Annotated in this window: 22 protein-coding genes; 12 read left to right on the top strand and 10 right to left on the bottom strand. The window is 45.5% G+C overall.

The genetic code is table 11. The features are described from left to right. Positions 1 to 164 precede the first annotated feature (164 nt). On the bottom strand, positions 165 to 557 hold the full coding sequence (locus QUB56_RS21830) for a PadR family transcriptional regulator (RefSeq protein ID WP_190745100.1): 393 nt from the start codon (positions 555 to 557) through the stop codon (positions 165 to 167). Positions 558 to 682: 125 nt separating this feature from the next. Here QUB56_RS21830 and QUB56_RS21825 point away from each other — a divergent pair, with 125 nt between their 5' ends. Then, positions 683 to 874 (top strand): hypothetical protein, encoded by a 192-nt coding sequence (locus QUB56_RS21825; protein WP_332958053.1) that lies wholly within the window; start codon positions 683 to 685, stop codon positions 872 to 874. 91 nt (positions 875 to 965) lie between these two features. Here QUB56_RS21825 and QUB56_RS21820 read toward each other — a convergent pair whose 3' ends face one another. Further along, a complete protein-coding gene (locus tag QUB56_RS21820; RefSeq protein ID WP_332958051.1) occupies positions 966 to 1169 on the bottom strand; it encodes a DUF751 family protein in 204 nt (67 codons plus the stop codon). Between the two features lie 274 nt (positions 1170 to 1443). Here QUB56_RS21820 and QUB56_RS21815 point away from each other — a divergent pair, with 274 nt between their 5' ends. Next, positions 1444 to 2331: a DNA adenine methylase gene (locus tag QUB56_RS21815; RefSeq protein ID WP_332958050.1), complete on the top strand. Its 888-nt coding sequence runs from the start codon at positions 1444 to 1446 to the stop codon at positions 2329 to 2331. Between the two features lie 704 nt (positions 2332 to 3035). Here the strand turns inward: QUB56_RS21815 and QUB56_RS21810 are convergent. Continuing rightward, positions 3036 to 3518, bottom strand: coding sequence for a PD-(D/E)XK nuclease superfamily protein (locus QUB56_RS21810; RefSeq protein WP_332958048.1), 483 nt, complete (start codon positions 3516 to 3518; stop codon positions 3036 to 3038). A gap of 27 nt (positions 3519 to 3545) precedes the next feature. Continuing rightward, positions 3546 to 4481, bottom strand: coding sequence for a metallophosphoesterase (locus QUB56_RS21805; RefSeq protein WP_332958047.1), 936 nt, complete (start codon positions 4479 to 4481; stop codon positions 3546 to 3548). A gap of 103 nt (positions 4482 to 4584) precedes the next feature. On the opposite strand from QUB56_RS21805, the gene QUB56_RS21800 reads away from it, so the two are divergent. From QUB56_RS21800 to QUB56_RS21790, 3 genes are all read left to right on the top strand, one after another. Beyond that, positions 4585 to 5613 carry a hypothetical protein gene (locus QUB56_RS21800; protein ID WP_332958046.1) on the top strand — a complete coding sequence of 343 codons (1029 nt, stop codon included), beginning with the start codon at positions 4585 to 4587 and terminating at the stop codon, positions 5611 to 5613. A gap of 304 nt (positions 5614 to 5917) precedes the next feature. After that, on the top strand, positions 5918 to 6220 hold the full coding sequence (locus QUB56_RS21795) for a hypothetical protein (RefSeq protein WP_332958045.1): 303 nt from the start codon (positions 5918 to 5920) through the stop codon (positions 6218 to 6220). 60 nt (positions 6221 to 6280) lie between these two features. Beyond that, positions 6281 to 6721, top strand: a complete 441-nt coding sequence (locus tag QUB56_RS21790) for a hypothetical protein (protein ID WP_332958043.1) — start codon at positions 6281 to 6283, stop codon at positions 6719 to 6721. A 110-nt stretch (positions 6722 to 6831) separates the two neighbouring features. On the opposite strand, the gene mrdA is transcribed toward QUB56_RS21790, so the two are convergent. Next, positions 6832 to 8646: a penicillin-binding protein 2 gene (gene mrdA / locus QUB56_RS21785; RefSeq protein ID WP_332958040.1), complete on the bottom strand. Its 1815-nt coding sequence runs from the start codon at positions 8644 to 8646 to the stop codon at positions 6832 to 6834. A gap of 214 nt (positions 8647 to 8860) precedes the next feature. Between mrdA and QUB56_RS21780 the strand changes: the two genes are divergently transcribed. Further along, positions 8861 to 9220, top strand: a complete 360-nt coding sequence (locus QUB56_RS21780; RefSeq protein WP_332958039.1) for a phage holin family protein — start codon at positions 8861 to 8863, stop codon at positions 9218 to 9220. 253 nt (positions 9221 to 9473) lie between these two features. Here the strand turns inward: QUB56_RS21780 and QUB56_RS21775 are convergent, their stop codons facing one another. Together QUB56_RS21775 and QUB56_RS21770 are read right to left on the bottom strand one after the other, a co-directional pair. After that, positions 9474 to 10151 (bottom strand): N-acetylmannosamine-6-phosphate 2-epimerase, encoded by a 678-nt coding sequence (locus QUB56_RS21775; RefSeq protein WP_332958037.1) that lies wholly within the window; start codon positions 10149 to 10151, stop codon positions 9474 to 9476. 131 nt (positions 10152 to 10282) lie between these two features. Next, complete coding sequence (locus QUB56_RS21770; protein ID WP_332958036.1) at positions 10283 to 12832, bottom strand: ATP-binding protein; 2550 nt, start codon at positions 12830 to 12832, stop codon at positions 10283 to 10285. A 627-nt stretch (positions 12833 to 13459) separates the two neighbouring features. Here QUB56_RS21770 and QUB56_RS21765 point away from each other — a divergent pair. From QUB56_RS21765 to QUB56_RS21750, 4 genes are all read left to right on the top strand, one after another. Then, positions 13460 to 14749 carry a chemotaxis protein gene (locus tag QUB56_RS21765; protein WP_332958035.1) on the top strand — a complete coding sequence of 430 codons (1290 nt, stop codon included), beginning with the start codon at positions 13460 to 13462 and terminating at the stop codon, positions 14747 to 14749. Positions 14750 to 14946: 197 nt separating this feature from the next. Beyond that, positions 14947 to 16869, top strand: a complete 1923-nt coding sequence (locus QUB56_RS21760; RefSeq protein WP_332958033.1) for a response regulator — start codon at positions 14947 to 14949, stop codon at positions 16867 to 16869. Between the two features lie 276 nt (positions 16870 to 17145). Next, on the top strand, positions 17146 to 20583 hold the full coding sequence (locus tag QUB56_RS21755; RefSeq protein WP_332958031.1) for a PAS domain S-box protein: 3438 nt from the start codon (positions 17146 to 17148) through the stop codon (positions 20581 to 20583). A 302-nt stretch (positions 20584 to 20885) separates the two neighbouring features. Beyond that, on the top strand, positions 20886 to 21272 hold the full coding sequence (locus QUB56_RS21750) for a response regulator (protein ID WP_332958029.1): 387 nt from the start codon (positions 20886 to 20888) through the stop codon (positions 21270 to 21272). Here QUB56_RS21750 and QUB56_RS21745 read toward each other — a convergent pair. Then, a complete protein-coding gene (locus QUB56_RS21745; protein WP_332958027.1) occupies positions 21269 to 21496 on the bottom strand; it encodes a hypothetical protein in 228 nt (75 codons plus the stop codon). The genes QUB56_RS21750 and QUB56_RS21745 overlap by 4 nt on opposite strands. 911 nt (positions 21497 to 22407) lie before the next feature. Here QUB56_RS21745 and QUB56_RS21740 point away from each other — a divergent pair. Together QUB56_RS21740 and QUB56_RS21735 are read left to right on the top strand one after the other, a co-directional pair. Beyond that, on the top strand, positions 22408 to 22716 hold the full coding sequence (locus QUB56_RS21740) for a DUF1830 domain-containing protein (protein WP_332958026.1): 309 nt from the start codon (positions 22408 to 22410) through the stop codon (positions 22714 to 22716). Positions 22717 to 22744: 28 nt separating this feature from the next. Further along, positions 22745 to 23140, top strand: coding sequence for a late competence development ComFB family protein (locus tag QUB56_RS21735; RefSeq protein WP_332958023.1), 396 nt, complete (start codon positions 22745 to 22747; stop codon positions 23138 to 23140). A gap of 86 nt (positions 23141 to 23226) precedes the next feature. Here QUB56_RS21735 and QUB56_RS21730 read toward each other — a convergent pair whose 3' ends face one another. Together QUB56_RS21730 and QUB56_RS21725 are read right to left on the bottom strand one after the other, a co-directional pair. Next, a complete protein-coding gene (locus QUB56_RS21730) occupies positions 23227 to 23580 on the bottom strand; it encodes a DUF6464 family protein (RefSeq protein ID WP_332958020.1) in 354 nt (117 codons plus the stop codon). A gap of 1011 nt (positions 23581 to 24591) precedes the next feature. Next, the gene (locus QUB56_RS21725; RefSeq protein ID WP_332958018.1) at positions 24592 to 25323 is read right to left on the bottom strand and encodes a sucrose-phosphate phosphatase; all 732 of its coding nucleotides are present in this window, start codon (positions 25321 to 25323) and stop codon (positions 24592 to 24594) included. Positions 25324 to 25457 lie beyond the last annotated feature (134 nt).

Genomic DNA, 25457 nt, shown 5'->3' with positions numbered 1-25457 from the left:
ATCTCCCTCGTCGCTAATTCTCAAGTGACAATGCGTAAGTCCTGACGAGCCGTGTAGATGCTTGAATCGCTGTGCGGCGTGCGAGCAAAGCGAAGGCAATCGGGCAAATCGCTTTGCAAGTAGCGCCAGCTTCTCTTGGGTTTAGGCATCCGATTCCAACTCGGTTAACCCGTCTGACCAGTTTCTAAGGCGCGGGGCCGACGCCCTGACGCGCCGTTTCCCTGACCGATGTACTCGTGCCAGAGACGAGCGAGGTCTTGAGCTTGGTGCCGCCACTCCGGGAGGATTTGATACATCCGGCGGGGGCGGCCGCGTCCTTCTACTTTTTTCCAGTAACCGGTGATTACGGCTTCATCCTCGAGGAATTTCAGAGCGCTGTAGAGTACGGTATCAGAAAGTCGGTAGATGGGGAATTCCCTCTCTAGTTGTCCGATCAGTTCTGTACCGTAGGAATCTCCGCGCAATAACACCGAGAGAATGTAGCACACTGCTAGTTCCTTGTTTAGATAAACAGGAGGGGGGTCTTGAAAAAATTGATAGATATGTTCAAACTTCATCTGTCTTGTCCGCTGGAAACTCTCGTGATACCGTCAGGTTAACGGGAGAGGAAAGCGGGGCGGGAGATGCCGCTTCCTAAGGATTAAGTGGGACACCGAGGAAACAGAGGTGCAGTATTTCCCCAGTGAATGTTGATAGCCCCAAACGCTTGTCCTGCACTTCGGTAATGTTTGCCTGCCTCAAGGTTGAGGAACACTGGCCAAACTTGCGCAATTTTTTTCCTCTTCCAATGTATCGCAGCGACTATTGCCAAGTGTGCGATCGCCGGATTGAGTTGGTAGTTACTTTGGGAGTTGGTGTTTTAACTGACAATTAAAAATTCGCAACTTCCCGTCCGCCTTGGTCGACCTCGTCTTTGCGCTTTAGCTTGTCTGATTTACTGTTGATGTTTGCGCTGCTTCTTGGCTTTAAACCGAACTCAGGCCTAACATGGCGCGCAGTGTAAAAGTTAGAAAGACAAAAGTCGCTACGATCGAACTAATCAGGGCGATCGCAGTTGCTGGTCGATCGAGCAGGGGTCTGAGTCGCTCGAACAGGAAAAAGAAAATTCCCAGGCATATCGTAATGAAAAAGCGGGGGTAGCGAGAGACGTTATTAATAAAATCTTGCATGAGCTTGGTTGGGTAAAGTGTCACAGCTCGATCTTTGACTGGTAACACTTGTGAGCGAGTTAGACAATTTTGGCACAGCCGGAGCTAAATCTGCCGATCGGGCGATCGGGCATTTTTGCCTGTTCGGCTGACCTATATAATTCTAACGAAAACTTTTCGCCGATCGTTCCGGCAGTGTCTGTTTAATGCCACCCGACCTCCGCTAACAACTTCAGAAGTATTTCTATTGAGTTCTAGTTGTGATAGATATTATAGGGCCGTTATTTCTAGATAAATGTCTGCTTCCGCACCTTCTTTCGTCTTGCCACGTCCCTTTCTGAAATGGGCTGGAGGTAAAACTAGGTTGATTGGACAATATCAACCTTATTTCCCTGAAAAGTTCACGACTTACTACGAGCCTTTTTTGGGCGGCGGAGCCGTCTTTTTTTACTTAGCACAACAGCACCCTTCTTTGCAAGCTATTTTAACAGATATTAATCCTGAGTTGATTAATGCCTATTGCTGTGTTAGGGATAAAGTTGAGGAGCTAATTGAGCTTTTGTTCGAGCACCAGTCAGAACACAGGAAGGACAATAAAGAGTATTATTACTGGGTGCGATCGCGAGCCTACAAAAAAGATATAGAAAAAGCAGCACGCCTAATTTACCTAAATAAAACTTGTTACAACGGCCTCTACAGAGAAAACTCAAAAGGTGAATTTAATGTTCCGATAGGTCGATACAAAAATCCTAACATTTGTCAACCCGAGTTATTGCGAGCGGTCTCATCTTTACTCGCGCGCGCTCAAATTGAAGTGAGAAAGTTCGATGAAATTTTGGATTTTGCTACTAGCCGCGAAGACTTTGTTTATTTTGACCCGCCTTATTATCCTATCAGTGCCACGAGTAACTTTACGGCTTACAACCGGGATAATTTCCCAGAATCAGAACAGCTTAAACTGAGAGATATTTTTGCCGAACTTCCCGAACGAGGCGTGAAAGTTATGCTGTCTAATTCTAACTGCGATTTCATCCAGAAAATCTACAGCGATAGTTACGCTTTTCCCATAAATTCTCTCCCAAAACTCATAGAAATATCAGCATCTAGGGGAATTAATTCTAATAGTGGCAAGCGCGGAAAAATCAAAGAATTATTAATATGTTCATTTTCAATCAACACTTAAGCAGATTTTGTATGGGCAACCAGGGGGGTTGCCCCGCAGGCGACCTCCTTGCGTCAAGGGAGCATATCAATGAGAGTAAAAAGCGTTTTTGAGGAGGAGTGGGAGGGTGCAATTAGCATTGCCTCGATCTGGCTTTGAGGAAAGCGCTGGCTCGCGCTGCGGTGTGAAAGCTCTCACCGAAAGCATCCAGGATACAAGCCCCCGGATTCATCCGTCCAGAAATAAAAAACCTGTATCCGATAAAACTTGCCTAACGTATTTATCCGTGGGGTCAATGCTTCAATTCTAAAATCTAAAATCTAAAATCGATTGATGCTCTCCTCAAGGTATTGTCGAAAGGTATTGTGGAAGAAGCCGAGTTTCTGGCAATGTTGTTAAAAAATCGACCGGAAAAAAAGGAACTATTACCTATTGATTTTTCTGGAATTTCTGGGTATTATTTAGATAATGGGAGTGGTGAATAAAATTTTATTTTTGCCAATATTCCCATTATTTAATTATACTTCCCAAAATAGTCTGAGTCAAGGTGTTAACCCGAAAAAAACGGCGATTTTTTTTTGAAATTTCAAAAAAAATATTCGATGACTAAGAGTCCGTTACCGTGAATAATAGCAGTTTCCCAAAAAAATGCAACTGTAGGGAAGCTCCAAAGCCCGATCGCGATCGGTCTCAGTCATGGACAAATATTTATGGGTAATTCCGGATTACAGATGTTTGTTAGCCCAGGTAATGAAACCTTCGAGCTTGTGAACTCCCAACAGATTTTGATTGTCGGGAATTTGTTTTTTAAACCAGTCGATCGAACCTTGCCTCATACCATCACCGCCCACTATAACAATAGTTGGCACCCGATAACAATTTTTAATATTTAAATTGAGGTAAGGATACTTCTCATCTACGGAACCTTTGTCTTCTTGCCACTTGCACTCAACAATTAGACCCAGAGGAAACAAAGCGCAACCAACAATATAAAAATCGACATTTATTTCAGTGTCATAGATGCTAGACCCAATATAAACCTGTTTAGCATATCGCTTGGGATTTTCAGTAGAGATTAAGAGCCAATCTCGCTTGCGTTTTTTCGGCAACTGGGGACATATTTCGAGATATCCGTGGCCTCTCAACGTACCTTCTACAGTTGTTTCTAAAACAAAACCAGTTTTATTGGCTCTAAAACCCCTATTCATTTTGTTTGCTCCTAAATATAATCTGAATTAAGCCGATCGCACTTCAATCGCTCCCCTATCAAAAACCCGTTTGTCAGTACCGATAGAACTGACAAACATCCGGTCTTCATAGACATCAAACGTCGCAAAACTCAGGCGGCTGGCAGAATACTCGGTCCACTCAGAACGCCCCACCGGACGAGTGCCCGCGCCGGCACCGCAAATTAAATAAGTAGTACCGTTAATCGAGCGAGTGCGTTCGTAACTGTGTTCGTGTCCGTTGAGATAAAGCTGCACGCCGTACTTTTGAAACAAAGGCGCCAAAGTCTTAATAAAAGATTGATTCGATCCGTACACCCCAGAGGAATAAACCGGGTGGTGACCGAACACAACTTTCCAAGGTGCGGTGCTCTGACTCAACTCTTTTTCCAGCCAAACAAGCTGATTTTCCCAGTCAGCATTGTGATTGGTATCTAAAGCAAAAAACTGGACCGGATCGCGCCGAAAAGTATAGTAGCGACCTTGCATATTAAAACCCGGATATTTAACTTGCAGATCGCCGTTAGCAGTGCGGATGTCGTGATTTCCCAGACAAGCATAAAATTTTACGTCTTGCTGCAATAACGGCCCATAAGGTTGCTCGAAAACAGCATTAATTTTTTCAAATTCGCCGTTATTGTAGATATTGTCGCCGGCGAGAACAGCAACATTAAAAGGGTTTTCCCGGTGATATTGCGCCATCGCCTCAGCCACAGCATACTGACCTTCAGCGCCGGTACCGGTGTCGGCCACCGAAATAAAGCGTAAAATAGGCGGTGAGGCCGGCAATGGGACGATCGTCCTTTCTGCCTCAACGTTAGAAGCCACAGCAGCATCAGTGTCCGTACCCCAGGAAGTCCGAAGCTGAAACATTTTCCAGATTCCGGCAAAACCTAAGCTGCTGAGACTGCCTAAAATTAGAAAGTGACGGCGTTTGATGCTCATTTTGATTCAGTTACAACTAATGAAATGATAAATTAAGGTTGAGATGGCTCAACTAAAAATTTATCGCTTTTAGATATATTTGCAACGCCCCAAGGCAGAGAAAATGTCAGAAGAACAACTAAACCAGTCAATTCCAGAACCCTCTCAATCTCCGACACCGGAGGTTGACTCGCCTGCAAAGTCTGCCCCCACTGGTAGCAAAACTCAAAATGCCAGCAGCGCTGTTCCCAAAAATCAGAGAATCAATGCTTTGATAGCCTCGATTGGGAATTTGGGAAAAAAAGGGAAAAAATTAGCAGCAGAACCCCCGTTGCAGGCCCAAAAGCCCGCGCCCACCGCTTCTGACTCAGCAACAACAACTCCTGGGGCTGTTGCTGCGGAAGTTAACAGCGTGCAGCCAAAAGTGGCTGTAAAATTTGATAAAAAGCCTGTATCAAAAGGCACGGACGGGAGTTTTTTAAAGAAAGCCGGTGTACTTTGGCAAAGTATTGTGAGGCTAGTGCGGGATCTGCTACCGCCCTCTGCGAACCAGAAGCTGTCCGATCCAATTTTAAACGCCGCCATAGCAGCAATTCTGATCGTTGCAGTCGGTTTAACTCTCAACAGTTTCTCGGCAAAACCGCCGCAGAAACTAGCAAAAGTGCCTTTGGCAGCAGCGCAGCAGTCGCCGGCAACCTTTGGCGATTTTGTGGCGCCGGAAACTCCGAAATCGCCAGAGGCGATCGCACCGTCTGAGCCAATATCTGCTAAATTCAAAAGCAACTTGCCCGATTTAGTGGCTCCGGAAAAACCGCAACCAGTAGAAGTTATCCCACCGCCGCCGCTGACGCCGGAACAGTCTCTGATTGCTGCGATTCAAAATCAAGTTGCTGAAATTACTAATCGACTTGGCGGCGGTTTAGTTGAGTCTGTTCAAGCTAATTTTTATAGCAGCAGTTTGACGGTAAAAGTCGCTGAAGATTGGTACAAACTCAGCGAACTCGAGCAAAATCAACTAGCAACTAAAATGTGGAAAGAAGCTAATTCACTCGATTTCAGCCATCTAGAAATTGCGAATAGGGAAGGGAAGTTAATAGCTAGAAGTCCGGTTGTTGGTTCGGAAATGATTATTTTGGATAGAGGGATTAATTAGAATTTCAATTGTCTGTATCTGCCAACCATCACACCAGCCTTAAAGTCCAGGACGCAGAACCTAATTATGTAGGGTGCGAAGTGCGCACCTTACCGCTGCTGATTTTTTTGAGAAATCTCCAACTTTTTAAAACTCCGACCGAATGCTACCATTATATCATGTCGGCGGTCACGACCACAATTAAATAGGTTTTTAGTGAGGACTGAAGTCCTCATAAAACTACTAGGAAAAAAGTCCTAACTAGAAACCTTAGAACGCTTATTTACGGGACATTAAATTAATTAACTTTGAGGAAAATTGAAAAATGACAATTTTAACTCAAGTCGAACAAGTAGAAATTGAATATCCCAGCACCGACGGAGAGCCGATGGCTGAAAGCGACATCACGCGGGATTACATGACTTACAGCGTTGAAGCTGTCAAGCTTTATTTTCAAGAACGTTCTGATGTTTACGTGTCAGCCAATTCTTTCATATACTATGAAGAAGGAAACCACCAGGCAGTTGTGGCCCCAGATGTTTATGCGGTGTTTGGAGTTGCCAACCGCAAAAGGGATAATTATAAAGTTTGGGAAGAAGGGGGAATTACTCCCGATTTTGTGTTATAAATTACTTCGGAAACAACTCAAACGAAAGACCAAGAGACCAAACCAGAAATTTATCGGGCTTTGGGAGTTAGGGAATATTTTCAGTACGATCCGTCTGGAGATTATCTGAATCCGATTTTACAGGGAGTACGTCTAATAAACAATCAGTACGAGCCGATTGCAGCGAACAATATCGCTTTCGATACGCTGTGGTTGTTCAGTGAAGTGCTGGGACTGGAATTGCATATAATTTCAGGAGAATTGAGGTTTAGAGTTCCTGAAACGGGTGAGTTTTTGAAGACTCACAAGGAAGAAAACCAAGGACGACTGGCCGAGGAACAAGCACGGGTGGTAGCGGAGTCAGCCTTTCAACAATCTGAGCAAGCACGACTGGCAGCGGAGTCAACATTGCGATCGCTCGTAACTCAACTCTTAAATTCTGGAATGAGTCTGGAACAGGTAGCGCAAATGATGAATTTATCGACCGTGGAAGTGAGACGATTGGTAGGGGAAAAATTTTGAGCGATCGCACTTTTCCCAGATATCCAGGATAGTGCGATCGAAGTATAAGACAAAATGTGAACAGTCAACAGTCAACAGTCAACGGTCAACAGTCAACAGTTAACGAATGACTATAGAGGCTTATTAGTAGGTTTAAAACCCTGCTTTTGAAAATAGGTTCGGAATACATCTAGAGCAATTGGTGCCGCCGATACTGCACCAAATCCGCCCCCTTCAACGATAACTGCGATCGCAACTTCAGGTTTGTCAGCAGGAGCAAAACCCACATACATAGAATTGTCAGGATGACCGGGCATTTCCACAGTCCCAGTCTTACCAGCACTTAAAGGAATAGTACCGTCATTCATGCCGCGGCCTGTACCTTTTTTCACCACCTCCATCAATCCTTGTTTAATGACGTTTAAAGTTGCCGGCTTAATACCTGTTGGAATTTTTTGAGTTATAGGAGTATTGGTTTGAGAAGCCAATAAATGCGGCTGCACTCGCGAACCGCCATTGGCAATAGTTGACACCATCACAGCCAATTCTAGGGGAGTACAAAGTACCAAACCTTGACCGATCGCCATTGTTACCGTATCGCCAACATACCAATCTTCCCCATACATTTTCTGTTTCTCTGCTGGGATCGGAACTTGACCGTGATTGGCGGCGTCCAACCCCAAAAGCTCTAAATTAATAGTACCGCCAATCCCCATTTTCTTAGCCCATTTCGCCATTTCTTCCGGCCCTGCAGCCATGCCTACTTGATAGAAAAACGTATTGCTGCTGTAGGCTAAAGCATCGCGGAAACCGATAACGCCGTAACCTGCGCCGTGTTCGTTAAAGGAAATTCCGCCGATGTTAATTGAAGCAGAACTTACCAAAGTCGAGTCAGGAGAAAACTTGCCCGACTCCATCCCGGCTACAGAAGTTACAATCTTAAAAGTGCTGCCGACTGGATAGCCTTGAACAGCCCGATTTAAAAATGGTTTGTCTGGCCCTTGCAGCCGATCCCATTCTTGTTGAGTTACCTTGCGAGTAAAAATATTGGGATCAAATGTCGGCCAACTAGCCATTGTTAAAAGGGCTCCGGTTTTCACGTCGATCGCCACAACCGCACCCAGGCGATCGCCCAAAGCTTTTTCCGCAGTTTTCTGCATATCTAAATCTAAAGTTAGCTGCACAGGTTTGCCGGGAATAGGAGCTTTTACACCTAAATCTTGGATTTCTTCGCCCTTAGCATTTACCTCAATTAAACGGTTTCCCCAAACGCCTTCTAAAGTTGAATTCACTAATTTTTCAACTCCCATTTGACCGACGATCATTCCCATCGGATATGCAGGATTAGCTTTTAATTGATCTAAACTAGCTTCGCCCACGTATCCCAAAAGGTGAGCTGCTAATTGCTGGTGGGGATTGTCTCGGCTCGATTCTACGCGAATTTCAACTCCCCGCAAAGTATTAGCTTGCTCTCCCAACGCGACGAAAGTACCGACATCAATATCCTTACTAATTCGCACTGGTAGGGCCGATCTGTAGCCAACTCCATCGATTTTTTTGATAATTTCGGCTGGGGGAAGTTTGACGATCGGGCCCAGTGTAGCGGCAATCTCTTGCCACTCCTGGGCCGATCGCTCTTTGGGCCACACATACACCGATCGAGATACGCGGTTGGCTGCAAAAATTTGGCCGCTGCGGTCTAAAATTTGACCCCGAGTTGCTGGGACTGAAACAGGGCGAATGCGGTTATTTTCCGCCCGCTGTCGGTTGTAGGCTCCCTGTACCAGTTGCAGTTCGGCTAGACGAAATGTCGGCAGTGTCACCAAGGTAGTGACTAGCACCAGAAAAATCATAGCTTGTAACGATCTGCTGCCTTGCCGTGCAGGATTGTTTAAGCCTTTTTTGTCTAATCGGACTTGAGAGTTAAAAGAAAAATCGCCCGCCATATTAATTAATCTGCTCTTTTTATTCAACTAACACGTTGATATGGTTGCCATCCGGATTATTTTGCACAGGAGACAGCGATTATAACTTCTCACTCTTTAGGGACAGACATAAATTATGCCGGTTGGCAGATGAATCCGCCGGATTGTTTGATTTTAATTTGTATTAAATATCTGGTTTTTCAGACAATTCAACTGTTAAGGAGGTACGGGCGCTGTGGAACCGATCGATTTTTTGATTGCTTGGCTGGTGACGGGCAGCAGCTTGCTGCTAATTTCTCAACTGCCGATCGGGGTACAAATTGACAGCACACCGAAAGCAGTAATTTCCGCTGCGGTTTTGGGAATTTTGAATGTTTTAATTTTGCCAATTCTGAAAGCAGTTTTTTTCCTACCGAACCTGCTGACGCTGGGATTGCTTTCGGGCCTGTTTGCTTTTGTAATGAACGTGATTGTTTTTGCTTCGGCTGCCAAGTTAGTTGAAGGATTTAGCTTGCGGATGGGTCTTTTGAGCGCGGTACTGGGGGCGATCGCCTTAGCTGCAGTTAGCAGCTTTATCAACAGCGCGCTGATTTAGCAATTTCCCTCGATCGAGGGCGATTAAAATCGCCCGATATTTCCCACCCTTACCTGGCGCGTTTCGTTTGCCTACAAGGGATTTCTATAGCCGAATATTTATTCTCCCTTCTTCCTTCTATCGGTAAAATCCGTAAAATCCGTAAAATCAGTTGCGGAACTTTCTTCGAGGGGTAAAATCCGTTAAATCCGTTGCCGAACTTCCTTCTATCTGTTAAATGGGTTAAATCACTTACACTCATCCGTTGCCGAACTTACTTTTTAATCACAGAATTATAGGCTGTCACCTTAATATCAATCCCAGTAATATCTGTGCCGACAACAACAGCCACCGCTCCTAAGTCCAATGCTTTTTTTGCCATGGACGGCCCAGCGATCCCGCCTTCGCAGATAACGGGAACCTTAAGCTTTTCTACCATTTCCGCAAGCAAATCAAATCCGGGCGGCGAGAAATTTTTCGTCTGAGCAGTGTAGCCAAAAAGAGTAGTTGCTACAGTATCTGCACCAGCTTCGGCTGCCGCGATCGCAGCTTCTATGGTATCTACATCCGCCATCACTAATTTGCCCAATTCGCTGTGAATTTGCGCGATTAATGTCTTTAAATCTTCGCCCCCTGCAGGACGGTTTCTCAGAGTAGCGTCAATCGCGATAATATCGGCTCCTGTCGAGGCGATCGCCCGCGCGTCTTCAAACCGAGGAGTAATATAAATCTCGCATCCCGGCAATTGCTGCTTCCAAATCCCAATTATGGGAGCGGATACCTGTTTTCGCACCGCCGCAATGTGAGCCGGAGTGTCAATCCGCACGCCCGAGGCACCTCGATTGATGGCGGTTTGAGCCATTGCCGCAATTACGATCGGATCGTGCAGCGGCGAATCAGCAGGTGCTTGACAAGAAACAATTAATCCTGTAGGGATTTTACAATTTATCATCGCGAATTGGTAATTGGGAATTACCAATTATACCAGTTCAAAAAAATAATGTAACTGTAGATTATATCCCAACCCATATCCAATGAGTCATTCCCAAATCTAAAATCTAAAATCTAAAATCTAAAATTGTCTTACCCATTACCAATCCCGGCCATTAAAGAAATAATTTTGTCAAGCAATTGCTCAGGGTGAATTGGTTTAGCCAAAAAATCGTTAGCTCCCGCCGTCACGGAAGATATCTCATCTGCGGGAATCTCCTTAGTGCTTAAAGCCAGAATTTTGATATTTTCAGTAGCGACTTTTTGACGCAGTTGGTGAATTATTTCGCAGCCATTCATACCGGGCAAACGCATATCGACAATCACAGCATTCGGCTGCAAAAGTTCAATTTGTTCCACCGCCGCCGAACCTTCAATCATCCACACCACTTGCAGTCCTGCGACTGTCAGGATATCGCAAATGAGCATGGCAGTTTCTTCATCTTCTTCGACGAGTACGAGGCTGCCCCGCAAGGAAGAAGAATGCAGCGGTAAAGATGAATTCGATTTTTCATATGTGAATTTTGTGGATTCATCTTTGCTTTGAGTTTGGATGGGTATAAAAACGGTAAAAGTAGAGCCGACATCAACTGTAGAGTTAACTTCGATCGCGCCGCCGTGAAGCTCTACTAACTGTTTAGTTAAAGCCAATCCCAGACCAGTGCCGCCGTATTCGCGGCGGTAGGGGGAATCCAACTGCTGGAATTTTTGAAACAAAAGCGATCGCTGATTTTCGGGAATTCCAATGCCGGTATCTTTGATTTGAAAAACAGCGGTGCTGCCAGCAGGTGCAGTACCGGGCTGCCGCACTGCCGGCGTTCGATTTTTATCTTGTGTCACCCAAACTCGCAGGATGACTTGCCCGCCTTCGGGAGTAAATTTAATGGCATTTCCTAAAAGATTGAAGAGAATTTGTCTCAAGCGGCGCGGGTCAGCGGTGAAGCGATCGCACTCTTGTTTTATCCGCTGTTCTTGCAGCAGTTCCACGCCTTTAGCCATAGCTTTTTCTTTGAGGGCGTGCAGGCTCTGAGAAGCTAATTTAGAAATTGAAAATTCACTAATTTTTAATACTGCTTTTCCCGCTTCTACTTGCGATAAATCTAAAATATCGTTAATTAATTCTAATAAGTGGTCGCCACTGTCCCGGATAGTTTGCAGGTACTGCCGCTGCTTTTGCACCGGCACTTCTTTGCTGCCAACTTTGCCGTAAGACCACCGCAGCAGGGTGTCGGAAATGCCGATGACGCAGGTGAGGGGAGTTCGCAATTCGTGGCTCATAGCTGCCAAAAATTCGCTTTTGGCGAGGCTGGCCGACTGGGCCGCGGCCAGTGCATCGCGCAGTTCTCGCGTGCGCTCGATTACGCGCTGTTCAGAGGTGCGCTTTTGCTGCTGGACTTGTGCATAAAGTTCCGCTTGATAAATGGCGATCGCCAAATGTTCTGCTATTTGCCCCAAAAATGTTTTTTTGCTTTCTTCCCACTCCCGAAAAGTACACTGGTGGGCAATTAGCAGCCCCCACAAGTCGTCCTGAACTACGATCGGCACTAACAACTTCGCGCGTACCTTCGCCCGCCGCATCAACTCTAAAAAACAAGGTTGCGAAGAGTAAGTTGTTTCCACATCCGCGACGCACAAAGCCAAGCCTTTGCGATATTTCTCTCTGTCAATGACTCCATTGGTAAAACACTGCGCCCCATCACTAAAATTCAGTACAGACGAGATACCATCGTTGGCTAAAGCTTCGTAGGTGACGCGACCTAAATACAAGTAAGGCCCGAAATTTTCTGGGATTTCGCCTGACCCAGAAACCGCCGCAGGTATTTCTTTAGCTAACTCACCATTGTGCGGCGCTGGCACTTTTTCAAATTGATAGATTAACAGGCGATCGACCTCCAAAAACTCTCGCACTCGCTCGACTGCTTTTGACAAAATTACAGGCAATTCCAAACTCTGTCGGATTTGAGTTGTTACTTGATTCAAAAGTCGCTCTTGTTCGAGCTGCTGCTGCAAAGCATCTTCCACTGGCTGACAAAATGAAATGCAGGGACTGGCAAGTTGTAGTTGATTGACGGCTTCGGTAATCGGGAGCTGTAGCGTTTCTGGATCTCTCACTTGGGGCGCGGAATTTGGCTCTATTTCTGTTTTGTAGTGTAGGGGCGGGTGACTGTTTTTTCTGGCATCTGAAGCGAGAATATCCAGCAAATTTAGGGTGAATTCGCTTTGAAAAGCTGCCGAGTTTGGCTGTATATTTTTAATTGCTTGTTTCAGGGCGCGAATGTCAATTTGTCGCGAAGGTCCAGGCGTTATTTCTGCGAGTTTGTCTGCGAGGGGAGAGAGGAAATTGGCGATCGCCCCGGGATCGAAAGTCAACTGCACATTCAATTGCGAATTGAGATTTTTTTCGCTGTGTTTGCATCCGTTTGTTGCGAACTCATCTAATAGTTTGCCCCGCAGCAGCGCGCTAAAATGAGCTGATACCACTGCTGCAAACCTTTCCGACGAGTTTTCCAGATTTTGAGCATCAGCGCGAGCATCGTCGGCCAGCCAAATCGCCCCGGGGAGTTGAGCCATTTGCTGTAACAACTGGTAAGCAGCCTCAAAGGTTGCTAGTGGCAAAGTCCGATTTAAGGTTTTTGGTTTCAATCTAGATATTTTCCCGGTTATTTTAAACAACAAAATATGAATGCCGCTGTTGTGGGGACCCAACCCGGGGCGCAGCAGGCGCCGCCGATCCTTGAGACTTGAGAGGAAAGTAGTCAGAAGGCAGGCTCTCGCAGGGGGCCAGGAGCCAGAAAGCTGATTTCTCCCCATACATCTTTCTTCGTCGCGAGTGAGCCCGCCATAGCTGTACGAGTGCGAAAGCGGTGGGAGGAAATGGGGGCACGGATACGGCTGAATAATCGTGAGCTTCTGGTCGTGTTTGGGTAGCGGGTTTTTTATGGAAACTCAGGAATTCCACTCCCATTGCTCGGGTCAAGTTAGTACGCGCCTTTGTTGTAGGTCGGTACTTTGCCAAACACACTGCCTCCCAAATGGCTGTTTAATGCTTTCGTTACAGAGCTCTTAACTAGCTACGCATTCCGGGCGAGTGAACAACATTTGCCCACAACTCCTGTCACTTAAGATTTAGGCTGGTCAACTAGGACTCTTTCAAGCCCCACTAAATCGGTATTCCGATTAGTGGTGGGTTGTTGACCACTTTAAAAAATCTTATTCTAGTATAATATCAATATATAATTTGTTAACTTCTACTTAAAACTATCCGGGTAAATGAGCAATCCAACTCAACTCACCCCCGATTTGACGATCGGACATCTGCCTTGTCACCACTTTCAAGTGAGTGCTGCAACTCCAGGACAGGTAGTGGCTGAAAGATTCGAGCAAGAACCCGACCTGCCGGGAGTCATTATTACTCACGAATCACAGGTACTGGGCATGATTTCTCGCGTCAAGTTTCGAGAGCAAATGAGTCTTCCAGATCGCTTAGAAATTTACGGGCAGCACCCGATTAGAGCCTTGTTAGATTTTATTAGAATTCCGCCATTGATGCTTTCGGAAAACTGGAAAGTTGACGATGCGGTGCAAGCGTCTCTCAACAGGCACAAAGACTTGATTTATGAACCCATTGTTGTGGTAATGGAAAACGAGAGCCACCTCCTTTTGGACGTTCAGACTCTGGTGATTGCCCAGTCGAGACTTTTAGCGCAAGCTAACAAAGTTATTCAAAAACACCGAGTAGAAAGACAAAAATATAGGGCGATAATTAAAGAAGAACAGGCGAAGTTTCAAGAATGTAATGAGCTTTTAAAATCCCAACAACGTCAAACAGAAAAATCGCAAAACCTTCCCAATTTCCACCAGCAAGCGGCAATGGTAAAACAAGCTGAAGAACTTGCTCAAATGAATCAGCGATTTGTGAGGATTGCGAAACTGATTTCTTCCGAAGGTCGCCAAGCATTTCAAGCTACTTTTCAAGGTGCTAATTCTATTTGCAATAATACAGATAAAATTTTGGGCGTTGGCAAAGCAATAGCTAATGATTTAGAAACGGTTAACCGCACTTCCCGAACCATCCGGGAGGCGATCGAGCAAGTCAGGCACTTAGCAGTACAGGTGGCTGTAGTTACCAATCAAATGGGAAGTCAGCCCAGTGGTCTCAGCCAAGTGAGTCTGGAAATTGGCAGACTGGCGAGTAAAACTTTTGAATTGGGGAATCAAATGGAGCAAATTGCCAGCCGATTTAAACTTCGCGTTCACGAACTCACGCAGGCAGCAAGAGCGGGTGCTAATGTGGCTAAATCTGTGACCATTAAGATCGATCGCGCGGAAATGGCGCTGTTAGAGTTGGAGGAATTAATAGCGGAAAAAGATTTACCTTCACCGACCGCTATCACAGAACCTTTGCCAGTCATAAAAAGTGTTACCGCTGATTCTTTAGTTAAAGATATAGAACACGCCGAAGTCGCGGTTTACGAGTTGGAACAGAGAGTTCAGCAACAAGATTCATCGCAATATCTAATTCAAAAAATTCAGCAGGCGCTGAAGGCCAAAAAGCCCTAAAAACCCACGTAAAATCCGCTGAAACATTGGGAGAAGGAAAAAAATAAAAATAATAATTTACCATTTCACTATTTTAAGAAGAGTATTTGTTAGACTTAGGGTGGGAATATTGAAAATAAACTCGGATAAAGGTGATTTAAATATCCCAATAATTCGACAATAAGTTACAAAAAAATCTTAAATAACAGGTTACGCTTATGAAAATTCTTCTGGTAGAAGATGACGCACTTACAGTCAGTTTGCTGACCGAAGCACTGAACTCTCACAATTACAATGTGAATGCGGCAGCAGACGGTGAAACAGCCTTGCACTTTGTGCAGGCATACGATTACGACCTGATTGTTTTGGATGTGCTGATTCCTAAACTCGACGGCATTAGTTTGTGTCGGAAATTGCGATCGTCCGGCTGCCAAATGCCGATTTTACTGCTGACAGCGCTAGATAGCAGCAACGATCGAGTCCAAGGTTTAGAAGCGGGTGCAGACGATTATGTGGTCAAACCCTTTAATCTCGAAGAATTAATCGCTCGAATTCGGGCTTTGCTGCGCCGGGGTAAGGCTACTTTGTCGAGTAAAAATTTGACCTGGGAAAAACTGCAAGTCAACCCGGACACTACGGAAGTAACTTATGCCGAAAAAGTGCTGCACTTGACTCCCAAAGAGTACAATTTGCTAGAACTTTTCCTAAGAAATCCCCGGCGCATTTTCAGTCGCAGCGCCATCCTCGATCGCATTTGGTCGGCCGGCGAATTTCCTCAGGAAGAAGCCGTTACCGCTCACATTAAGGGGCTGCGGCAGAAGCTGAAAGCAGCCGGGATGACTGTAGATTTAGTTGAAACCGTGTACGGACTGGGCTATCGGCTCAAAAGTCTGCAAGAGGATATTGAGAGCCAAAAACTTCCGCGGGAAACGGCAGAAACTGCTAAAAGTCAAGAGACTTTATCAGCTGAATCCAGCGGGTCTAGCCAGGAATTAAACAATGACGACCGCCGCCTCAAAGTCCTAAATATGGTTGCCCAAATGCGGGAAAATTTAAAAGCCAATTTTATAGAAAAGGTGGCGATATTCGAGCGCGCAATCGCTCAACTGAAAAGCGGAAACTTAGAGAGCGAACTGCGCCAGGAAGCCCAGGCTCAAGCTCACAAATTAGTCGGTTCTTTGGGAACTTTAGGGCTGCCAAAAGGTTCGGAAGTTGCGCGCAAGATAGAACATTTGTTCAAGGCGGAAAACATCTTGAAACCGGAGACGGCTCAGCAGATTGAGGGATTCCTGCAGAAGCTCACACAGATATTCGATCGCCCGTCGCCCGAACCAGAAGGCGAGCTCGTTCCTGCGGTGTCCCAGAAGCGCCGAATGCTGATTGTTGATGATGATACTTTTGAGAGCGAGCAACTGAAAATAGTAGCATCCGCGAACGGCTTCCAGATAGAAGTCGCCAACTCTCCGCAAGCGGCAAGAAATGCGATTTCTCAACAGCCTCCAGACGCGATTTTGCTGGATTTGACATTTTCCAGAACTCAGGAAAACGGACTTTCTCTCCTAGCCGAACTCCTCCGTGAAAAACCCGAAATTCCCGTGATGATTTTTAGCGGGCACAATCAATTGAGCGATCGAATAGAAGTTGCTCGTTTGGGAGCTTCCGGCTTTTTACACAAATCTATCCCCCCAGCAGATATACTCAAAGCAGTCGCCCAAGTTCTCGACCAGGCCGGCCCTGCTGAAGCTAAAGTTATGGTGGTAGACGATGACGTGCATCTATTGGCTGCACTGCAAGTGATCCTACAACCTTGGGGATTTCAAGTAACAACATTGGATGAGCCCGAAAAGTTCTGGGAGGTACTCGAAACCACTTGTCCGGATTTGCTAATTTTAGATGTGGAGATGCCCGGTTACAGTGGTATTGAGCTGTGTTTGGCAGTGCGCAACGATTTGCGCTGGAGCAAGCTCCCCGTGCTATTTTTGACGGCTCATTCCGAGTCGGAAACAGTGCGCCAAATGTTTGTTGCAGGTGCTGACGACTACGTGAACAAGCCGATCGTCCAACCGGAATTGATTGCTCGCCTCCTGAATCGTTTGGAGCGGACTCAACTGAGGCACAGACTGGCTCAGGCACAACACTAATACCATTTTAAATTAAAAATTTAAATAATTATATAACTGAAGAATGGGGAATGAATGATGAAGCTCGAAACCACGAGCTTGCCTACAGTTTGATTTTTTTTTAAACTGGTATAACTAGGAGGAAATATGCCGTGCGTGTCCGAAACGAATCAGGAAGCCTTAGCCAAGACTTGGGATTTTTTGATTGTGTGGTTCGGCCGCGGTGGCGTTGATAGATGTTGGCCCGCTTATCAAGAACATAGACTAATTTAGAGAAGTATTAATCATAGGAAAGCAATGATATTGCCCTCAGACACAGGCACTCTCAATAACAGCGACTGCGAACTAATTTACGCCCCGGCTTCGATTCAACCTCATGGCATCCTTTTGGTGCTTGAATCCCCTGTGTTGAAAATTTTGCAAGTTAGCAACAATACTTTTGAGGATCTCGGCATTTACCCCGAAGAACTTTTGGGCAAATTTTTACATGAATTTGTTGAGACTGAAGAAATTGAGGCTATAGAAAAAGCTTTATTTGAAAAAAATCAGCATACTAAGGGTATCAGATTATCATTTAAAACTCAAAACCGCCAGTCTTTTTTTGAGGGGACGCTGCATCACTCTAGTTCAGCATTAATTGTTGAAATCGAGTCGGTTCTTTCCCCAAAAGCTAGCGATTGTATCAATTTTTATCATTTAGTCCAAGAGCCGATCGACAAAATCCACAGAACACCAAACCTGCAAATGCTGTGTCAGACAGCAGTTGAAGAAGTGCGGAGGATGATCGGTTTCGATCGAGCGATCGTCTATCAATTTGATGCCACAGGTGCGGGGGAAGTTGTCGCCGAAGACAAAGTAGAAAGTTTGGCTCCTTTATTGGGACTGCACTATCCCGCTGGCGATATTCCCGCCCAGGCAAGAAACCTGTTCAACATGAATTTAATTCGGTTTATTCCCGATATTAACTGTCAGCCTGTAGAACTAATTCCTGACTGCAATCCGCTGACCGGTCGGCCCCTGGAGCTGGGCGGCTCTTTGTTGAGAACTGTTTCCCCTTGCCACGTTCAATATCTCAAAAATATGAACGTTGGCGCTAGCATGACAGTGACATTAATCAAAGATAAAAAACTCTGGGGATTGCTCGCCTGTCACCACCCAACACGAAAGTATGTCAACTACGAAATAAGAACGGCTTGCGAACTGCTAGCCAAGTTTGTGAATCTAGAACTTAGCTACAAACAAGATAGCGAAGACCGGGAATATGCAAGTTATTTAAAAGAAATTTGCCATAAATTTGTCACTAAAATTTCTCAAGAACACTGCTTTGTAGAAGGTTTACTTAAATCCCCAGATGAATTGCTGGCATTAGTGGGCGCTACCGGTGGAGTTGTGTGTGCCAATGAAAATTTAACAGCCATCGGCAAAACCCCGGAATTGGTAGAAATCGAAAAATTGATTGCTTGGGTAAAAACTCAAATAAATAATGATATTTTTCATACAGATTCTCTCTCAAAACTGTATCCGCCCTCCGAGAACTTTAAAGAAATTGCTAGCGGTTTGCTGGTACTTGCCATGTCCGAAATGCAAAATTATTACATTTTGTGGTTCCGTCCCGAAGCAATTCAAACTGTCAACTGGGCCGGTCAACCACACGGGCAAATTGAACTTCAACCGGATGGTAGCCGGTCGATGTCTCCTCGCAATTCCTTTGAGTTGTGGCAAGAAACTGTGAGGTTAAAATCTTTGCCTTGGCAGCGGTGCGAAATCGAAATAGCCCGAGAACTTCGAGTTGCTATTACTAGCATGGAGTTGCGGAAAACCAATCAGCAGCTTAGCTTAGCTTTGTCGGCTACCAAAATCGGATTTTGGGACTGGGACGTGCAGAAAAATCGCATTGTTTGGTCGAGGGAACACGAAGAGTTGTATGGGTTGACGCCGGGAACTTTTGGCGGAACTTTTGAAAGTTTTGCAGCTTGCGTTCACCCAGAAGATTTAAACAGTATTCAGAATGCTATAAATCAGGCGATCGCCCAGCGATCGGATTTCTGTAGCGAAAACCGCGTGGTTTGGCCCGACGGCAGCATTCACTGGATTGAGGGGAAAGGTAAGTTTTTTTACAACGAAGCAGGTGATGCAGTGCGGATGGTGGGGACAGTTACAGAAATTACCGATCGCAAAGCTAGAGAATTGCAGTTGCGCCTGTTGGAATCAGCAGTCACCACCACTAACGACGCCGTGTTAATTACCGAAGCTGAACCGATTGACGAACCGGGCCCGCGAATTCTTTATGTCAACCCAGCTTTCACCCGGATGACCGGCTATACGCTAGAAGAAGTTTTGGGCAAAACGCCGCGCATCTTGCAAGGAGAAAAAACAGGCCGCGCCAGTATCGATCGAATTCGGACAGCTTTGGAAACCTGGCAGCCGGTGCGGGTTGACTCGATCAATTATCGCAAAGACGGGACCCAATTTTGGGTAGAAATGAGCATTGTGCCGATCGCCGATCAAACAGGTGGGTTTACCCATTGGGTATCAGTACACCGCGATATTAGTGACCGCAAACTTGCTGAAGCCGCCCTCCAACAGCTCAACGAACAGTTAGAAATGCGAGTTTTGCAGCGAACCCGAGAACTAGAAAGCTCTCAAGCAGAACTCCGGGAAAGCGAAGCTTTATTTCGCTCTCTGAGCGAAAGTTCGCCCGTCGGCATTTTCAAAATCGATACTGAGGGGAAATGTACCTATACAAATCCCCGCTGTCAAGCAATTGGCGGTTTCGCGCCGGCAGCAGCTTTAGGAAACCGCTGGATGCGGTTTGTTCACCGCGAAGACATCAAACTAATTCTGTCTAAATGGTCGGAATCGCAATCGCTAGATGGGGAATTTTCCTGCGAATTCCGCCACATCCAGCGAGACGGAACAATCCGGTTTTGTCGGCTTAAAACAGCTCCGATTTTTTCCGACAGAGATCAACTAGTCGGTCACGTCGGCACAATCACAGATATCACAGAAAGTCGGGCAATTGAAAAAATGAAAAATGAGTTTATTTCCATTGTCAGCCACGAACTGCGAACGCCGCTTGCCTCAATTCGCGGTTCTTTAGGTTTGCTGGCGGCTGGGGTACTCAAAGATCGACCGGAAACTGCCAAACAGATGTTAAAAATCGCGTCTAGCGATACCGAACGGTTAGTGCGTTTGGTCAACGATATTCTAGACTTAGAGCGGCTCGAATCGAGCCAAGTTATCCTCGTCAAGCAGTGGTGCGATGCGGCTGTTTTGATCCGGAAGTCTGCGGAAGCTGTGCTGTCTGTGGCTGCTGAAAATAACATTAATTTGTCGATTTTGCCCGAAAGGGCAAAAATTTGGGCTGACCCGGACAGGATCGTTCAACTGCTGGTAAATTTGTTGAGCAATGCGATAAAATTCTCAGCTCCGGAGAGTACAGTAACTGTCAGGGTTGAAGATTTGGGCGATCGGGTTTTATTTGCAGTCAAAGATCGAGGGCGGGGGATTCCTGCGGATAAACTAGAAACTATCTTTGGACGGTTTCAACAGGTGGATGCTTCTGACTCCCGCCAAAAAGGAGGTACGGGTTTGGGTTTGGCTATCTGTCGCAGCATCGTGCAGCAGCACGGCGGCAGAATTTGGGCCGAAAGTGTTGTCTCAGAAGGAAGCAGTTTCTATTTCACAGTGCCCGCACCGTTGGAAGGCGAAGGGGGAAAAAGTTTGGATTTTTGAGATTGCTTTCATAAGACATCGCGAAAGCTAACTTTCCTCGCAACGCACGCGGGAAGAATGAGTTTGCGAGGGCTATCTGTCGATTTTTCTGTTCTCGGTTTAAGTAAGTGAGCGCCCAAATATAGCAACCGCCAAGAGTATTAGGACGTTCTTAATTGCTGAAACAGTTAATTTTATTGCTGGTTGCTTCTGCCGTCTTGCTTCTTCCTTCTGCGATATCTGCGAAAAAACCGGGTTGATGAGGCAGCGTGCGTAAGTTTTTTTGGGTTTATCATGATTAATCTAAAATTTGAGTTTTAATTATGTCAGCAAAGCGCATTCTGGTAATCGATGATGAAAAAAACCTCTGCAGCGTGATTCAGGCCTGTCTGGAACATTTAGGCGGCTGGACGGTACTGAGCGCGCTCAGCAGCAGCGAAGGAAGGCTTTTAGCTGAAACTCAACTCCCTGACGCTATTCTGCTAGATGTGATGATGCCCGATATGGACGGAGTTGCTTTGTTTAGTTTGCTGCAAAACAATGCGCCTACTCGGGAGATTCCGGTGATTTTCCTGACTGCTAAGGTGCAGGCGATGGATTTGAGCGAATTTGCTGATTTGGGGGTAGCGGGGGTGATTGCCAAGCCTTTTGATCCTTTGAGTTTGGCACAGCAAGTTGCGGAAATTCTGGGTTGGGAACCGTTGTCTTAAACTGGGGGAAAATGCGATCGCACGTAGCAAATAGCCGATCGAACTCGGCGGTTGAAACCGCTAATATACAAACAAAGTCGGCGAGGGCAAATAGCAGCTCGAACTCGGCGGTTGAAACCGCTACTAGACAGACAAAGTCGGCAAGGACCCGACTGAAGAATCCAGCGGGCATTAAAGCCGGATGACGATCGAAAACCCGCTTTCTCGTTCCCAATCTCTTGCAAAAATCACGCAATTATGTTTTTAAACCGGGTTTCTGCGTCCAGGAAAGTCCTAGTTTTTCCTGCTGTTTTCAGAATTTCCTCATTTTTTTGATTTAGCTTTGAGATGGATCGGTGATTGGTTAATTTAAACTCTGATTCCCTAGAAGTTCGAGAGACGATCTCAGGGAGTCGGGGTTTTTTGCTGCGCGCAAAGCCGATCGGCTACTACCGTATTTGCCGGCAGAATAACTCCTCCAGAAGTTACAAACACTTGCCTCAAGAACGGTTTTTTTAATCCGGGATCGCAGATGCAGCGAAGTTTTTTGGTAAAAAACCCCGTTTGGGGCTGCTAATCCAAGAGTTACGAAGACTTCCCTCAGAAACTGGGTTTTTTTAACCCAGGATCGCAGATCAAGCCAAGTTTTTTGGTAAAAAACCCGGTTTTTGCCTAAGTGCTGTCATCCCTGCTTCGGCAAAAGTATATTTATGAAAAAAAATAATGGTCTTCATAATTTCCTCATATTTTTTAGATAAATTTTACTCTAGGCTCTGGATCAGAAGCCCGATCGTAATCTCAACACCATTCCGCTGCCAAAGAACGAACCTGTTGTCAGGGGAGTTGGGTTCAGTGACGGTACTTTCGATTAAATGGTGCCACAGCAGAACCAGCCTGAATAAGTCAGGAGTGAGACCCTGCATACCACAAAAACCGGGTTTTTTAACCGGGAAGAACGGGGTTTCTGCGCCAGTCCTCTAAGTGTTGGCATGAGAACTCAATGGTAAAAAAATTAATAACTGAGGATGTGATTCGCCCTCTCGAATAAAACCCCAAAAATAAGTCGGTCGTTTTGTCAAGAGCCAAACTCGCAATTGCCACTAACAGGCAAAGCCAAGTCTCAGTAAGTTGTTGAAAGAGTGGGGAGATTTTTCAAATGTCATATCAGCTATCTTCTAAAGGTAAGAACCAGATTCTGTGCTATTACGCAAATGCTACCCACCTAGTTCAGGTGGTTCGGATTGCGAACATTCCTAATTGGTACATGGAAAAAGTGATATTTCCGGGACAGCGACTGATGTTTGAAGCACCAGCAGAAGCAGTCTTAGAAATTCACACGGGTATGGTGGCAAGTGCTATTTTATCGGACAAGATTCCCTGCTACGTGCTGCGGGTTATAGAAGAGGTAAGTTCCGAGATCGAGCGGGTGATTCCCGAAGAACGATGTGCGGTATTAGCCGGCTAAGATTCAGCAGAAATCACACGAGATCGAGATGGACACAAAAATATTAATTAGCGAGTGTTTGGGGATGGGGAAAATGCAGAAAAATCTTGTCAATATTACCTTGGCAGTAGTTACAGAAGAAGTAGAAATTATCTTGGAGTCTTATCCGACGCATCCGTACCAACAAGCTTTTTCGCCTTCTGGCTTGCGACAGGATTTAATTGCTTACGTGCTCAGCCGAGTTCCTAATAGATATACTGCGATCGACTCCGGCGAGTCTGTGTCAAACCAAAAAGTCCAGGTTCGCTGTTCTTCAGAGCAGTTGCTACACATAGAAAATTTGATTCATGCTGGCATTCGCGACGTGCTGCACAGCTATCAGAAGATCGATTACCGCTTTCGGGAACCAGTTAAATCCGCTTCGAGAGTTGCTAGCTGGTTTTGATAGTTTGTCGTAAATGAGGGAGACGCCCATATCCTCGGCACTCTCGGTTGGGCGAGCAAGGTGGAATTGTGTACAGGCTCGATGGTTCAAGACTTTTCGTAATCGCAGCAGCGCGAGCACGGGCCATTGGGATTGACAGCACAGCGCAGAATTTCCGATCGAGCATTAAAGCGACAGCTAGCATCTCCGATAACCCAGACGCCGCTTACACAAGTTCTTTCCGTCAGCGGTGTGGCCGACTGCACGTACAGGGCAATTTTTTGCAGTCGGTAGCGGCCGGATTTGAGTTGATAGCGGTGGTGGCGTTCCAAAACAGCATAGGTTTGTCCCTCTAAATCTAGATAGTTCCCAGGTTGTGGCGTCCAATCCAGCCGAATGTTGCCTAAGGATTGGCGGGGGTGAGAGAGAATCACCTCTACGGGTAAAGTATTTTGTTCCATGTGGCGGTGCGTTGGCGAGCTGAACTAATGGGGCAAATAGTAGACTAAACCTACATCTTCTTCATCTAGAAAGATAACTTCTTCTAGAGAAAGTAATTTAGGTTGAGGCGCTAAGCTTAACTATAGAACCTTTGGCGATCGGGGGATAAGCTGTTATGCACCTAGATTGTTTATGGTATTAGAGGGGGATTCGGGGAGAGTCCGAGAGGATCCGAGGATTTGACGAGTTTTGATATGGGATCGAAATATGCAATTTAAATGCAGAACAACTTAGCCGACTTATCTTGGGATAGCCGACAGCCCACAGGGTAGGAAATAAACTTCAACTCGCTTTAGGTAACTAAAGTTAAGTTCGATTACGTTTTTTGACACTCCCCAGCCTAAAGGCGTGGGGATTCTTAATTCATCGACTGACCTTTAAGCGTTATGTCATGAAGGCAATTCTTAAACCTTTCAACCGTAGAAAATACTACTAATTGACGAGCTCAACTCACAACAACCCGCCTAGGGTCTATCTCCAAAAGCGTATTAGGATATGAACAAGCGAGTTCGGGTATGCCCTACCCTACTTAACAAATGAACCAAATTATTTGTTTTCTGGTAATGAGAATACGTTGATTCTCTAGCTATTTTAAGAGTATTCGCTGCTCAGGGTCCAACAATTTATGCCTGAAAGTGTGTCTTAAGTGTTTCACTTCGGGCAAAGGAATTTAACCTTGACTATTTTAGTCAACCAAAAATACCCGCAATCCCCTAATTTTTAGGAAGGCATTTAAGAAATTAAACCCGTCCTAGAAGGACGGGGTTTTCAACCCAATTTCCAGATAAAGCAGTACAGGCGAATGGTATCGCAACTCGCAGGTTTGATGGATACGCGGTTGAAATTCTGAACAGATTTTAAGGGTTTGCGGGACTTGGGGTGCTTGGGGTGTGTTGGTAGTGAGCACTTCAGCCCTCTGATTTTTATGAGGACTTTAGTCCTCACTACAAACCAAACCGGATTTTCGGCAATCAAAATTCCCAAAAATATGCGATTCCTTCCATGATTCCCCAAGCGCAAGCAGAACGGGCTAAATAATGATTTTCTGTGCCGCATTCGCGATGCCATTCTAAGAGTTCTGACAGAGCATTACCGACGATTACTCCCCGGACATCTTGTTCAAACATACTGATATCATTGGCAGAATCACCGCAAACTAATGTTGCCTCAGATGGAATTTGCAGGCGCTTTTGTAAATAAGTAAGGGCATTGCCTTTATTGCTAGTTTGCGGTAAAAGCTCCACATCGCTATTGCTGCTAAAAATGGTTTGAGCTGGCAGTCCCGATTCAGTTGACTTTTGCTGGAAAGCCTGGACCGTCGAGCTGTTCTCTGCTGCTGGTTCCAGACTATAACTGATTTTCCAAGGATTTTGTTCTTTTGGGGATGGGGATTTAACCTGAGAAAACTGCTCAGCTAAAGAGGCAATCGCTATTTTATCCCTGGCTTGAGAAAGATATTCCGCCGAATCTAAATCGAGGGTTCCGTCTTGGTAAATTCCGCTGCCTACACCTGCGATCAAATAGTCTGGTGCTAGCAGTTGCTTTTGGGCAATTAATTCCCTAGTTGAAGCATGAGAACGCCCGGTAGCGTAAACCAAACAAATTTGCGCTCGCTTTGATTGCAAGAACTGGTTTAAAACTTGAGTTGCTTCGTCATCTCCAACTAGCGTGTTGTCTAAATCTGTAACTAATAAAAACTTCATTTTGAGAATTAGTCAGTAGTCAGTAGTCATCAGTCATTAATGATTGGGAATCAATCGCTTCCTAAAATAGCTTTAACTATTTATAAGAATTTGTTAAACAATATACATTTATAAGCAAGCTGATCGTTTAAGAT

Source organism: Microcoleus sp. AR_TQ3_B6 (assembly GCF_036702785.1).
Taxonomy (GTDB): domain Bacteria; phylum Cyanobacteriota; class Cyanobacteriia; order Cyanobacteriales; family Microcoleaceae; genus Microcoleus.
Note: the sequence above shows the minus strand (reverse complement) of the source record. Positions and strands in the feature narration are given on the sequence as shown.

Excerpts from the sequence above, each read along its gene's own strand:
- QUB56_RS21830 (WP_190745100.1), bottom strand. The coding sequence starts at position 557 with ATGAAGTTTGAACATATCTATCAATTTTTTCAAGACCCCCCTCCTGTT.
- QUB56_RS21820 (WP_332958051.1), bottom strand. The coding sequence starts at position 1,169 with ATGCAAGATTTTATTAATAACGTCTCTCGCTACCCCCGCTTTTTCATT.
- QUB56_RS21815 (WP_332958050.1), top strand. The coding sequence starts at position 1,444 with ATGTCTGCTTCCGCACCTTCTTTCGTCTTGCCACGTCCCTTTCTGAAA.
- QUB56_RS21810 (WP_332958048.1), bottom strand. The coding sequence starts at position 3,518 with ATGAATAGGGGTTTTAGAGCCAATAAAACTGGTTTTGTTTTAGAAACA.
- QUB56_RS21805 (WP_332958047.1), bottom strand. The coding sequence starts at position 4,481 with ATGAGCATCAAACGCCGTCACTTTCTAATTTTAGGCAGTCTCAGCAGC.
- QUB56_RS21800 (WP_332958046.1), top strand. The coding sequence starts at position 4,585 with ATGTCAGAAGAACAACTAAACCAGTCAATTCCAGAACCCTCTCAATCT.
- QUB56_RS21795 (WP_332958045.1), top strand. The coding sequence starts at position 5,918 with ATGACAATTTTAACTCAAGTCGAACAAGTAGAAATTGAATATCCCAGC.
- mrdA (WP_332958040.1), bottom strand. The coding sequence starts at position 8,646 with ATGGCGGGCGATTTTTCTTTTAACTCTCAAGTCCGATTAGACAAAAAA.
- QUB56_RS21775 (WP_332958037.1), bottom strand. The coding sequence starts at position 10,151 with ATGATAAATTGTAAAATCCCTACAGGATTAATTGTTTCTTGTCAAGCA.
- QUB56_RS21765 (WP_332958035.1), top strand. The coding sequence starts at position 13,460 with ATGAGCAATCCAACTCAACTCACCCCCGATTTGACGATCGGACATCTG.
- QUB56_RS21760 (WP_332958033.1), top strand. The coding sequence starts at position 14,947 with ATGAAAATTCTTCTGGTAGAAGATGACGCACTTACAGTCAGTTTGCTG.
- QUB56_RS21755 (WP_332958031.1), top strand. The coding sequence starts at position 17,146 with ATGATATTGCCCTCAGACACAGGCACTCTCAATAACAGCGACTGCGAA.
- QUB56_RS21750 (WP_332958029.1), top strand. The coding sequence starts at position 20,886 with ATGTCAGCAAAGCGCATTCTGGTAATCGATGATGAAAAAAACCTCTGC.
- QUB56_RS21740 (WP_332958026.1), top strand. The coding sequence starts at position 22,408 with ATGTCATATCAGCTATCTTCTAAAGGTAAGAACCAGATTCTGTGCTAT.
- QUB56_RS21735 (WP_332958023.1), top strand. The coding sequence starts at position 22,745 with ATGGACACAAAAATATTAATTAGCGAGTGTTTGGGGATGGGGAAAATG.
- QUB56_RS21730 (WP_332958020.1), bottom strand. The coding sequence starts at position 23,580 with ATGGAACAAAATACTTTACCCGTAGAGGTGATTCTCTCTCACCCCCGC.
- QUB56_RS21725 (WP_332958018.1), bottom strand. The coding sequence starts at position 25,323 with ATGAAGTTTTTATTAGTTACAGATTTAGACAACACGCTAGTTGGAGAT.